Raw genomic sequence first — 12,272 nt, 5'->3', positions numbered from 1 at the left:
CCGTCCCCCTCCGCGGAGAACGCGCCGGTCACCGGCCGGGGATCACTCCACCCAGCGGGCGACGAAGTAGCCCACCCCGTAGGGGGCGTCGTCGTAGAGCACCTCGCCGTTCAGGGAGCCGCCCGCTCCGGCGAGGACCTGGAGGGCCGCACGGCCGGCGACCCACAGCTCGGCGGCCTCGCCGGGATCCAGCTCCGGGACCTCGCCCCGGGCCAGCGCCCCGACGATCGCGGCGTTGTACGGCTGCGCGCGGGGATCCAGGTATCCGGGGGATTTCTCGGTGAGGCGGGCGGAGCCGTCGGCCATGACCAGCATCGCCACCCGGCCGGGCGCGTCCGCCAGCCGCGCGCCGAGCGCGGCGCACGTCTCCGCGGAGGCGTCGAACGGCACGGCGTGGAACCGCGAGGCCGCCATCCCCTCCCGCTCCAGCAGCCAGCGGCCGACCGACAGGGAGAGCGGCAGGACGGGCTCACCGGCGCCGACCCGGACGTCGGCGCCCCATGGCGCGAGGCTCCCGGCGGCGTCGGCGCCATGGACTCCGGCCCGGTCGGCGCCGCCGACCACCACGATCGTGTCGGGCGCGCAGTCCCGCAGGGCGCCCAGTGCGGCGGCGCAGGCCGCCCGGAGCTCGTCGAGCTCCGGGGCCGCGGCACCGGCCAGCTCGGGGATCAGCAGCGGAGGATGCGGGCAGACGGCCACGGCGGCAAGCACCCGGCCAGACTAACGGAGTCCCTCCGCCGCGGCCGCCCGCCGCCGCAGGCCGGACGGGCACCGCGCCGCGCCGCGCACCGCCGGACGGGCACCGCGCCGCGCCGCGCACCGCCGGACGGAGCCGGACAGGCAGCGCGCCGCCGTACGGGCACGCGAGCAGCGCGCCGCCGTACGGCCGGACAGGCACCGCGCCGCCGTACGGCCGGATGGGCAGCATGTCGCCGTACGGGCACGCGAGCAGCGCGCCGCCGTACGGCCCGACGGGCACCGTACGGCGGGGCGCGGACGGGGCCGCCTCATCCGGGCGGCTCGCTCAGGGGCAGGTGGAGCAGCCCGCGGACTCCTGCGCCGGGGCGGGGCGGCCGATCGAGGGCATGCCGAGCATGACCCCGGGACCGGTGGCCGCCGGGGCGGCCTGCCGGGCCTGCCAGGCATCGCCCGCGCGGGTGCGGCGGAGCTTCAGCGCCGGGCCGTCGGCCACCAGGTGGTGGGGGGCCGCGTAGGTCACCTCGACGGCGACCATGTCACCGGGGCGCGGGGTCTCCTCGCCGGGGGCGAAGTGGACCAGGCGGTTGTCGGGGGCGCGGCCCGACAGGCGGCGGGTCGCCTCGTCCTTGCGGCCCTCCCCCTCGGCCACCAGCACCTCGAGCGTCCGCCCGACCTGCTTCTTGTTCTCCTCCCAGGAGATCTCGGTCTGCAGGGCGACGAGCCGCTCGTAACGCTCCTGGACGACCTCCTTGGGGATCTGGTCGTCCATGGTGGCGGCGGGGGTGCCGGGCCGGATGGAGTATTGGAAGGTGAAGGCGTTGGCGAAGCGCGACTCGCGCACCACGTCGAGCGTGCCCTGGAAATCCTCCTCGGTCTCGCCGGGGAAGCCCACGATGATGTCGGTGGAGATGGCGGCGTCGGGCATGGCCGCGCGGACCCGCTCGATGATGCCCAGATAGCGCTCGGCCCGGTAGGAGCGGCGCATCGCCTTGAGGATCCGGTCGGAGCCGGACTGCAGCGGCATGTGGAGCTGGTGCATCACGTTGGGCGTCTCGGCCATGGCCGCGATGACGTCGTCGGTGAACGCCGCCGGGTGCGGGCTGGTGAAGCGGACCCGCTCCAGCCCGTCGATGTCGCCGCAGGCCCGCAGGAGCTTGCCGAAGGCGAGCCGGTCGCCGAACTCCACGCCGTAGGTGTTGACGTTCTGGCCCAGGAGGGTGATCTCCAGCACGCCCTGGTCGACCAGGGTCCGCACCTCGTTGAGAATGTCGCCGGGACGGCGGTCCTTCTCCTTGCCGCGCAGCGCCGGCACGATGCAGAAGGTGCAGGTGTTGTTGCATCCGACGGAGACCGACACCCACGCGGCGTAGGCGGACTCCCGCTTGGTCGGCAGCGTGCTCGGGAAGGTCTCCAGGGACTCCTTGATCTCGACCTGGGCCTCCTGCTGGACGCGCGCCCGCTCCAGCAGCACCGGCAGCGAGCCGATGTTGTGGGTGCCGAACACCACGTCCACCCAGGGCGCCCTGCGGACGATCTCCCCCTGGTCCTTCTGCGCCAGGCAGCCGCCCACGGCGATCTGCATGCCGGGGTTGCTCACCTTCGAGGGGCGCAGATGCCCGAGGTTGCCGTAGAGCTTGTTGTCGGCGTTCTCCCGCACGGCGCAGGTGTTGAACACGACCACGTCGGCCGTCGCCCCTTCGGGCGCGGGGACGTAGCCCGCGTCTTCGAGAAGGCCCGACAGGCGCTCGGAGTCGTGCACGTTCATCTGGCACCCGTAGGTACGTACCTCGTACGTGCGGGCGCTCTCCACGGTGACAGTCATCTCAGTAGACAAGGGTAGGCGCTCCGCACGGCCTCCGGGACCGTCCCCCTCCGCCCACCGGGGCGCGGCGGGGACGGTCCCGGAGAGCGCCGTGCCGTGCAAACTGACACCCGATCCAGCCGCTTTCGCACAGATCTGACAGAAGCTGGTCCATTTTTTACCCGAAACTGGCAGGTCGTGATCTGATCGGTACCGCAGGGTTAGCCTTGGGTGCCCTTTACAGAATTACGTTGTCCACCATGACGGAGAACGGGGACACGACTCCTCTGGTTGTGCTTGCGGATGTCAACAAGCACTTCGGCAACCTGCACGTCCTGCGTGACATCAATCTGACGATCTCTCGTGGCGAGGTCCTCGTCGTCATCGGTCCTTCAGGTGGCGGCAAGTCGACCCTGTGCCGGACGATCAACCGGCTTGAGACGATAGACGGCGGAACAATCACATTTGACGGGCAGCCGCTCGCGGTTGAAGGCAAGACGCTGGCCAAGCTCAGGTCCGAGGTCGGCATGGTGTTCCAGTCCTTCAATCTGTTCGCGCACAAGACGATCCTGGAGAACGTCACGCTCGGGCCGATCAAGGTCCGCGGCATCGCCAAGGCCGAGGCCGAGCGGCGGGGCATGGAGCTGCTGGACCGGGTCGGCATCGGCGCCCAGGCGTCGAAGTATCCGGCGCAGTTGTCGGGAGGTCAGCAGCAGCGCGTGGCCATCGCCCGCGCTCTGGCCATGGACCCCAAGATGATCCTGTTCGACGAGCCGACCTCGGCGCTGGACCCGGAGATGGTCCAGGAGGTGCTCGACGTCATGATCGGCCTCGCCCAGGAGGGCATGACGATGATGGTCGTGACCCACGAGATGGGATTCGCCCGCCGCGCGGCGAACCGGGTGGTGTTCATGGCCGAGGGGCAGGTCGTCGAGGAGAACACACCTGAGGAGTTCTTCACCGCACCCCGGACCGACCGGGCGAAGGACTTCCTCTCCAAGATCCTTACGCACTAGCGGCTCACCCCCTTTAAGAAGAAGAGGTAGCAAGATGCGTGTACGTCGTATTGGAGCCGTGGTGATCGCGGTGGCGGCCGCGGCGGCGAGTCTCACCGCGTGCAGCGGCGGCAGTGACAAGTTCGTCGTCGGAATCAAGTTCGACCAGCCTGGCCTGGGACAGAAGCAGCCGGACGGTTCGTTCAAGGGCTTCGACGTCGACGTGGCCAAGTATGTCGCCAAGGAGCTCGGTTACACCGGCGACAAGGTCGAGTTCAAGGAGGCCATCTCGGCCAACCGCGAGTCCTTCATCCAGCAGGGCCAGGTCAACATCGTGATCGCGACCTACTCGATCACCGACGACCGGAAGAAGAAGATCGGTTTCGCCGGGCCGTACCTGGTGACCGGCCAGGACATCCTGACCCGCGCGGACGACACGACGATCAACAGCGTCGACGACCTGAAGACCAAGAAGGTCTGCGGCGCCCAGGGGTCGTCCTCGCCCAAGCGTCTGGTCGAGAAGTTCGGCGAGGCGTGGAAGGGCCAGTACCTCACCGAGCAGCAGGGCTACGGCGCCTGCCTGCCCCTGCTGGAGAACAAGCAGGTCGACGCGATCTCCACCGACGCGACGATCCTGGCCGGGTTCGCCACCCAGTCGCCGGGCAAGTTCCGCCTCGTCGGCAAGCCCTTCTCCGAGGAGAAGTACGGCATCGGCGTGAAGCTGGAGGACAAGGACACCCGCGAGAAGCTCAACGCGGCCGTGGAGAAGATGTTCAAGGACGGCAGCTGGAAGAAGGCCGTCGACGCCAACTTCGGCGAGTTCGGGAAGTTCTTCACGAACCCGCCGACCGTCGAGCGCTACTGATCGGCCACGAATCGGCCGGGGCGTGCGAACGCCCCGGCCGACGGCTATTGGAGGGATGAGTGCAGGCACTCTTCGACGAATTCCCGGTCATCCTGAGCGCGTTCTGGCTGACGATACGGCTCACGCTCGCCAGCGGATTCATGGCGCTGGTCCTCGGGACGATCCTCGCCGGGATGCGCGTCAGCCCGCTGCCCGTCCTTCGGGGGATCGGCACGGCGTACGTGAACATCGTGCGGAACACCCCGTTGACGCTGGTGATCGTGTTCTGCGGGCTGGGTCTCGGCCTGGTGCTGGACATCTCGTTCTCCACGAGCCTGTCCACGAACTATCTCTGGCTGTCCATCATCGGCCTGTCGGCCTACACGGCGGCGTTCGTCTGCGAGGCGATCCGGGCCGGGATCAACACGGTGCCGCTCGGCCAGGCCGAGGCGGCCCGCGCCATCGGCCTGACCTTCTTCCAGAACCTGCGGATGATCGTGCTGCCCCAGGCGCTCCGCGCGGTGGTCGCCCCGCTGGGCAGCGTCCTGATCGCGCTGATCAAGAACACCACGATCGCCGCCGCCATCGGGGTGGGTGAGGCCTCCCTGACGATGAAGACGCTCTTCGAGTCGCACGGCGACGCGGTCGTCCCGATCTTCTTCGGCTTCGCGCTCGGCTTCCTGATCCTGACTCTGCCCACCGGACTGCTGTTCACCTGGCTGTCCAAGCGCATGGCGGTGGTTCGATGAGCACGCTGACCGCGGAACCGAGAAAAACGCGTAAGCGCGCGTCCGCGCCGGATCGGGCCAGCGTCCTCTACGACGTTCCCGGCCCGCGCGCCCAGATGCGCAACACCGTGCTCACGGTGCTGGTCGTCCTCGTCGCGCTGTTCGCCGTCTACGTGATGGTGACCAAGCTGGATGAGAAGAACCAGCTCAACGCCGACCTGTGGACCCCGTTCCTCCGGGGCGACGTGTGGGTCAACCTGATCCTGCCCGGCCTGTTCAACACGCTCAGCGCGGCGGCGGTCGCCGCGGTGATCGCGGTGCCGTTCGGGTTCGTCTTCGGCATCGGCCGGCTGTCCGACCACGCCTGGATCCGCGTCCCGGCGGGAGCGGTGGTCGAGTTCTTCCGGGCCATCCCGCTGCTCATCATGATCTTCGCGGTGATGTACGGCGGGAGCGCGGTCTTCGGGCTGACCGTGACCCCGTTCATGGCGGTGGTGACCGGCCTGGTCCTGTACAACGGGTCGGTGCTGGCGGAGATCGTGCGGGCGGGCATCCTGTCCATCCCGCGCGGCCAGTCGGAGGCGGCACTCGCGATCGGGCTGCGCAAGGGCCAGGTCATGCGGATGATCCTGCTGCCGCAGGGGGTCACGGCCATGATGCCGGCGATCGTCGCGCAGCTCGTCGTGCTCCTCAAGGACACGGCCCTGGGGTTCATCGTCTCGTTCGAGGACCTGTTGAACGCGGGGGCGCGCGTGCTGCCGTCCAACTTCAACAACATCATCCCGGCAGTGATCGTCATCGCGATCGTCTACATCATCATCAACCTGATCGTCGGGGCCGTCGCCACCTGGCTGGAGAGGCGCAGCCGCCGCAGCCGTAAGTCGACGGCCCAGCCGGTCGCCCCGCCCGGAGCGGTCGTGGCGCCCGGAACGGGCGAGGTGTCCGCGGTGGACTGAGGCGGCCCCGCATACGGGCAGCCCCGGTTCCGGGGAGCTTGTCCAGGTTCCGCCGAGGGCGGTCACCGGTCGCGGTGGCCGCCCTCCGGCGTTCCGGGACACAGAATCACCGCATGTCGCGCGGGATGCGCGCCATACCGGCGACAGGCGGCGGGTTATCGGGCAGGATTACGCCATGTCCCCCGAGCAGGTCGTCCTGCCGTACGCCACCTGGCCTTCCCCGATCTCCAGCACCGGGGTGGCCCGGTCCGGGCTGCGCCTGGGATTCCCGACGGTTCTCGGCGGAGAGGTGTGGTGGACCGAGGACCGCCCCGCGGAGGGCGGCCGGACCACGATCGTGCACCGGGCCGCCGACGGCGCGTGCCGCGAGCTGCTGGCCACCCCGTGGAGCGCCAGGACCCGCGTCCACGAGTACGGCGGGCGCTCCTACGCGGTGGTCCCCGGCGGGGGCGTGGTGTTCGCCAACCTCACCGACCAGCGCCTCTACCTGCTGCTCCCCGGCGCCGAGCCGCGGCCGATCACACCGGTCCCCGACCAGGAGGCCGGGCTCCGCTACGCGGACATGGTCGTCCACGACGGGCAGATCTGGTGCGTCCAGGAGCGGCACCACGGCGGCGGGATCAGCCGCTCCATCGTGTCCGTCCCGCTGCACGGCGAGGACGCGCCGCGCGAGCGGGTCAGCGGGAGCGACTTCTACGCCGGCCTCGCGCTCTCCCCCGACGGCAAGCACCTGGCCTACATCTGCTGGGACCACCCCCGCATGCCGTGGAACGGCACCGAGCTGCGGATCACCCGGCTGGCCGACGGCGCCTCCTGGAGGGTCAAAGGAGGGCCCTCCGAATCGGTGCTCGCCCCGCAGTGGCGCGACGACCGGCACCTCTACCTGATCTCCGACTGGTCCGGCTGGTGGAACCTCTACCGGGTCGGGCTGCACGGCACCTCGCTCCAGGCGCTCCACCCGCTGGAGGAGGAGTTCGCCGGCCCGCTGTGGCAGCTCGGCGGCCCGCCGTACCAGGTGCTGGCCGACGGGCGGATCGCGGTCCTGCACGGGCGGGGGGACCCGCGGCTGGGCGTCCTCGACCCGGACAGCGGCGTGCTGACCGACCTGGAGGTGCCCTACGACGGCTGGGAGCAGGTCCTCACCTCGGACGGGCGCGTCCTGGCCGGGATCGGATACGGCGCGACGGCGCCTCGGTCGATCGTCCGGGTCGACACCGCCACCGGGCGGGCCGAGGAGCTCCGCCGCGACATCGGCGAGCTGCCCGACCCCGCCTACCTGCCGCTCGTGCGGGCCGTGGAGATCGAAAGCCGGTCCGGCCACCGGGTCCACGCATTCGTCTACCCGCCGTCGAACCCGCGGGCCCGCGGCGACGGCGCCCCGCCCTACGTGGTGTTCGTCCACGGTGGCCCCACCGGGCGCGCCAGCGGCGCCCTCGACCTGGAGAAGGCGTTCTTCACCAGCCGCGGCATCGGCGTGCTCGACCTCAACTATGGCGGCTCCACGGGCTACGGCCGGGCCTATCGAGACCGGCTGCACGGTCAGTGGGGCGTGGTCGACGTGGATGACTCGATCGCCGCCGCGGAGTGGCTGGCGGCCGAGGGCCTGGCGGACCCGGGACGGATCGCGATCCGGGGCGGGAGCGCGGGCGGCTGGACGGTCATGGCGGCCTGCTGCACCTCCGGCGCGTTCGCCGGCGGGGTCTCCTACTACGGCGTCAGCGCGCTCGCCCCGCTCATCGCGACCACCCACGACTTCGAGTCCCGCTACGTCGAGTGGCTGGTGGGCCCCGCCGACCCCGTCCTGTACGGCTCGCGCGAACCCCTCGGCCGGGTCGCCGGGGTGAGCTGCCCCATGCTGCTCCTGCAGGGGCTGTCGGACCCGGTGGTCCCGCCCGCCCAGTCTCAGGCCTTCGCCGAAGCCCTCGCCGAACGTGGCGTCCCCTGCACCTGTCTCACCTTCGAAGGCGAGGCCCACGGCTTCCGCCGCGCCGAGACCCGCAGCGCGGCGCTGGCCACCGAACTCGCCTTCTACCAGCAGATCTTCCGGAGCTGACTCAGCGCGCGAACTCCGTGGCCCTGGACTCGCGGACCACCGTGATGCGGATCTGGCCGGGGTAGGCGAGCTCCTCCTCGACCTGCTTGGCGACGTCACGGGCGATCACCTGGGCCTGGATGTCGTCGACCGAGTCGGGTTTCACCATGACCCGGATCTCCCGGCCCGCCTGCATGGCGAAGACCTTGTCGACGCCGTCGTAGGAGGTGGCGATCTCCTCCAGGCGCTCCAGCCGTTTGACGTAGGCCTCCAGGGACTCCCGCCGGGCCCCCGGACGGCCCCCGCTGATCGCGTCGGCGGCCTGGGTGAGGACGGCCTCGACCGTCTTGACCTCGACCTCGTTGTGGTGGGCCTCGATCGCGTGGACCACGTCCTCGTGCTCGCCGTAGCGCCTGGCGATCTCGGCGCCGATGAGCGCGTGGCTGCCCTCGACCTCGTGGGTGAGGGCCTTGCCGATGTCGTGCAGGACCGTGCAGCGCTTGAGCATCATCGGGTCGAGCCTCAGCTCGGCCGCCATGATCCCGGCGATGTGGGCGGACTCCACGAGGTGGCCGAGCACGTTCTGGCCGTAGGAGGTGCGGTAGCGGAGCTGGCCCAGCAGGGTGATCAGCTCGGGGTGCATCTCGGTGATGCCGAGCTCCACCAGGGCGTCCTCGCCGGCGCGCACGCACAGCTCCTGGACCTCGGCCTTGCTGCGCTCGTGCGCCTCCTCGATGCGCTGGGGGTGGATGCGGCCGTCGAGGACGAGCTTCTCCAGCGTCAGCCGGGCGGTCTCCCGGCGGACCGGGTCGAAGCACGACAGCAGCACCGCCTCGGGCGTGTCGTCGATGATCAGGTTGACCCCGGTGGTCGACTCGAAGGCGCGGATGTTGCGGCCCTCGCGGCCGATGATGCGGCCCTTCATCTCGTCGCCGGGCAGATGCAGGACGCTGACGACGGACTCGGCGGTCTGCTCGGTGGCCACGCGCTGGACCGCCAGCGTCACGATCTTGGTCGCCCGCTTCTCGCCCTCCCTGCGGGCCTCGCTCTCGATCTCCCTGACGATCAGCGCGGCCTCGCGCTTGGCCTGGTTCTCGATCTCCCTGACCAGCTCGGACCTCGCCTGGTCGCTGGTGAGCCCGGCCACCCGCTCCAGGATGGCCTTGCGCTCCTGCGCGACCCGGTCGAGGTCCTCACGGCGGTCGGCGAGCTTGGTCTCCGTCTCGGCGAGCTTGCGCGCCCGCTCGGCCTGGCGCCTGGCCTCCTCGTCGAGGCGCTGCTCCCGCTCGGCCAGCCGGTTCTCCCGGCGCTCGAGGTCGGAGCGGAGCTCCTTCAGCTCGTATTTCAGCACCTGGCTCTCCGCCTCGGCCTCCTTGCGCAGCTCGGCGGCGGTCTCGACGGCGGCTTCGGACCTGCGCAGGATCTCTTCGGCGTCATGCTGGGCCTTGGTGCGGATGTCGGCCGCCTCGCGTCTGGCATCTTCCAGCGCGGTCTGGATCTCGGCCTCCTGCTCGGGGGAGGGACCGCCCGTCCCGCCGCCCGCCCCGGTGCGGCGCAGCAACACGATCAGCGCGGCTATCGTCACCACGGCAAGAACCGCGACCGCCCCCGCCAATATGACGATCACAACCGGATCCATGCGCGCCCCGCCCTCCTCGCGTCGCAAATATCAAGCACGCGAGGGTCACACGCACGGCACGGAAAGCCCAGGCGCCGACGCCACCGGAACAGATATCAACCCAAGGCCGACGCTGCGCCGGTCACTCCCGCCGACACGCCGTCCGCCCACATCCGCCAAGCCTGCTCGTCCGTAAATTCGCCGTTATGACAATCCGCACTGCGCGGAGTAACTCCTCACTGCCGTCGAGATTAAGCGTCAAACAAGTCACGGGCAAGCAAAGCCCGGTTGGGGACCGTTCAAACATGGGAAGCCGATGTTTCTTTCCCCAACATCCCCGCCCGGCCCGGTGACATCGCCGGATCCCCGGCGGCGCCGAGGATCCGGCACCGGCCCGCGGAGCAGCCGCCGCCGGGGAATTCCGGCGGCAAATAACTCAGCGTGCTTTCGCTAGTCGGGTGGGTAATCCAACTCGGCGGAAAATGCGGGATTTTCCGCCTCTTCACTCTCAAGTGCCTCACGGACCACACGGAAGGCCAGCCCGGGGCCGTATCCCTTCCGGGCGAGCATGCCGGCCAGCCTGCGGGTCCGGACCGCCGGCTCCAGCCCGCGCGTCGAGGCGAGCTTGCGCGCCACGAGCCTGCGGGCCGTCTCCACCTCCTGCTCGGGGTCGAGCTGCTCCACCGCCTCCTTGACGGTGTCCTCGTCGACTCCGCGGTGGCGCAGCTCCGAGGCGAGGGCCCTGCGGGCGAGACCCCGCCCGACGTGGCGTGAGCTCACCCAGGCCGCGGCGAACGCCTCGTCGTCGATGAGCCCGACCTCGGAGAACCTCTCGAGGACGGCCTCCGCCGCCTCCTCGGGCACCTCACGCTTGCGCAGCGCCTCGGCGAGCTGGGCACGAGTGCGCGGCGCCATGGTCAGCAGCCGCAGACAGATCGCCCGGGCCACGGCCTGCGGATCCGCGGCGGGCCCCTGGCTCGCCGGAGACCCCTCGACCGGCCCGTCCGGCAGGATCTCCCGGGAGGTGCCCCGGGAGCGCTTCCCACCACGCCGGGAGCCACGACCGCCCCGGCTCTCCCCTCCGGAGCGGCCCGTCGCGTCTTCCGCTGGGCCGCCTTCTGGAGCGGGGCCGTCGTATGAGGCTGGACCGTCGTATGGGGCGGGGCCGTTCTCCCAGTCGGGGCCGGACGCCTCCCATGCGCCCGGCTGCCCCCGGCGGGAGCGCCGCGACCGGCCGCCTGCCCGCCTGCCCGTCCCGGAGGAGCCGGCCTCCGGCACGTCCGGCCAGGCGCCCCAGTCTCGCGGCCCGGCCGCGCCGGCCGGACCGGAGTCAGGTCCCGTCGTCATCGATCAACCCGGCTCAGACGTCACCCGGCTTGGGAGTGGCCGCCTTGGAGCCACGGCCGGACGCGGCCGGGGCCGGGGCGGCAGCGGCGGGCGGCGGAGTGGCCGGGCTGTCGAGGCGCGGGCCGATGCCGAGCTTCTCCTTGATCTTCTTCTCGATCTCGTTGGCCATGTCGGGGTGGTTCTTCAGGAAGTTGCGGGCGTTCTCCTTGCCCTGCCCCAGCTGGTCGCCCTCGTAGGTGTACCAGGCGCCGGACTTGCGGACGAAGCCGTGCTCGACGCCCATGTCGATCAGGCCGCCCTCGCGGGAGATGCCGACGCCGTAGAGGATGTCGAAGTCGGCCACCCGGAAGGGCGGGGCCATCTTGTTCTTGACGACCTTCACCCGGGTGCGGTTGCCGACCGCCTCGGTGCCGTCCTTCAGCGTCTCGATGCGGCGGATGTCGAGCCGGACCGAGGCGTAGAACTTCAGCGCCTTTCCACCCGTCGTGGTCTCGGGCGAGCCGAACATGACGCCGATCTTCTCGCGGAGCTGGTTGATGAAGATCGCGGTGGTGCCCGTGTTGTTGAGCGCTCCGGCGACCTTGCGCAGCGCCTGGGACATCAGCCGGGCCTGGAGGCCGACGTGGCTGTCGCCCATCTCGCCCTCGATCTCGGCCTTGGGCACCAGGGCCGCGACCGAGTCGATGACCAGCAGGTCGACGGCGCCCGACCGGATCAGCATGTCGGCGATCTCCAGCGCCTGCTCACCGGTGTCGGGCTGGGAGACCAGCAGCGCGTCGGTGTCGACGCCCAGCTTCTTGGCGTACTCCGGGTCGAGGGCGTGCTCGGCGTCGATGAACGCCGCGATGCCGCCCGCCCGCTGGGCGTTGGCCACCGCGTGCAGGGCGACGGTGGTCTTACCGGAGGACTCCGGACCGTAGACCTCGATGATGCGGCCACGCGGGAATCCGCCGATGCCGAGCGCGACGTCGAGGGCGATGGAACTGGTCGGGATCACTTCGATGGGCGCGCGGGTCTCATCGCCGAGGCGCATGACAGAGCCCTTGCCGAACTGACGCTCGATCTGAGCGAGCGCGGTCTCGAGCGCCTTCTCGCGGTCGTTAGCCGCCATGGGAGCCCCCTGAAGGGTCGCGGGTTGAATCGGTTGCCAGAAAGCTACGGGGTGCCACCGACATTTTCTGGAGAGCACGCCACGGGTGGCGGCGTGTCCAATATAGCCGAACGATTGTTCGATCGTGGCTCAACGGCACCG

10 protein-coding genes are annotated in these 12,272 nt (G+C 70.5%); 5 read left to right on the top strand and 5 right to left on the bottom strand.

All coding sequences use genetic code 11. The annotated features are described in order from the left end of the window. Window positions 1–42: 42 nt before the first annotated feature. A complete protein-coding gene (locus tag J2S55_RS02820; protein ID WP_306857047.1) occupies window positions 43–711 on the bottom strand; it encodes a class III extradiol dioxygenase subunit B-like domain-containing protein in 669 nt (222 codons plus the stop codon). A gap of 313 nt (window positions 712–1,024) precedes the next feature. Then, window positions 1,025–2,521 (bottom strand): tRNA (N6-isopentenyl adenosine(37)-C2)-methylthiotransferase MiaB, encoded by a 1,497-nt coding sequence (gene miaB, locus J2S55_RS02815; RefSeq protein ID WP_306857046.1) that lies wholly within the window; start codon window positions 2,519–2,521, stop codon window positions 1,025–1,027. A gap of 239 nt (window positions 2,522–2,760) precedes the next feature. Here miaB and J2S55_RS02810 point away from each other — a divergent pair, with 239 nt between their 5' ends. From J2S55_RS02810 to J2S55_RS02790, 5 genes are all read left to right on the top strand, one after another. Next, the gene (locus J2S55_RS02810) at window positions 2,761–3,516 is read left to right on the top strand and encodes an amino acid ABC transporter ATP-binding protein (protein ID WP_306857045.1); all 756 of its coding nucleotides are present in this window, start codon (window positions 2,761–2,763) and stop codon (window positions 3,514–3,516) included. Window positions 3,517–3,550: 34 nt separating this feature from the next. Next, window positions 3,551–4,360, top strand: coding sequence for a glutamate ABC transporter substrate-binding protein (locus J2S55_RS02805; RefSeq protein WP_306857044.1), 810 nt, complete (start codon window positions 3,551–3,553; stop codon window positions 4,358–4,360). A 59-nt stretch (window positions 4,361–4,419) separates the two neighbouring features. Beyond that, window positions 4,420–5,088 carry an amino acid ABC transporter permease gene (locus J2S55_RS02800; RefSeq protein WP_306857042.1) on the top strand — a complete coding sequence of 223 codons (669 nt, stop codon included), beginning with the start codon at window positions 4,420–4,422 and terminating at the stop codon, window positions 5,086–5,088. Continuing rightward, window positions 5,085–6,023 carry an amino acid ABC transporter permease gene (locus J2S55_RS02795; RefSeq protein WP_306857041.1) on the top strand — a complete coding sequence of 313 codons (939 nt, stop codon included), beginning with the start codon at window positions 5,085–5,087 and terminating at the stop codon, window positions 6,021–6,023. The genes J2S55_RS02800 and J2S55_RS02795 overlap by 4 nt, the downstream gene beginning before the upstream one ends. A gap of 175 nt (window positions 6,024–6,198) precedes the next feature. Further along, the gene (locus J2S55_RS02790) at window positions 6,199–8,076 is read left to right on the top strand and encodes a S9 family peptidase (protein ID WP_306857039.1); all 1,878 of its coding nucleotides are present in this window, start codon (window positions 6,199–6,201) and stop codon (window positions 8,074–8,076) included. Between the two features lies 1 nt (window position 8,077). On the opposite strand, the gene rny is transcribed toward J2S55_RS02790, so the two are convergent. The 3 genes from rny to recA form a co-directional block, all read right to left on the bottom strand. Then, complete coding sequence (rny, locus tag J2S55_RS02785) at window positions 8,078–9,694, bottom strand: ribonuclease Y (protein ID WP_306857038.1); 1,617 nt, start codon at window positions 9,692–9,694, stop codon at window positions 8,078–8,080. 429 nt (window positions 9,695–10,123) lie between these two features. After that, window positions 10,124–11,020, bottom strand: a complete 897-nt coding sequence (recX, locus tag J2S55_RS02780) for a recombination regulator RecX (protein ID WP_306857037.1) — start codon at window positions 11,018–11,020, stop codon at window positions 10,124–10,126. 13 nt (window positions 11,021–11,033) lie between these two features. Then, a complete protein-coding gene (recA, locus tag J2S55_RS02775) occupies window positions 11,034–12,131 on the bottom strand; it encodes a recombinase RecA (RefSeq protein WP_306857036.1) in 1,098 nt (365 codons plus the stop codon). Window positions 12,132–12,272: the final 141 nt, after the last annotated feature.

This window comes from Streptosporangium brasiliense (assembly GCF_030811595.1).
GTDB classification, from domain to species: Bacteria; Actinomycetota; Actinomycetes; order Streptosporangiales; family Streptosporangiaceae; genus Streptosporangium; species Streptosporangium brasiliense.
Note: the sequence above shows the minus strand (reverse complement) of the source record. Positions and strands in the feature narration are given on the sequence as shown.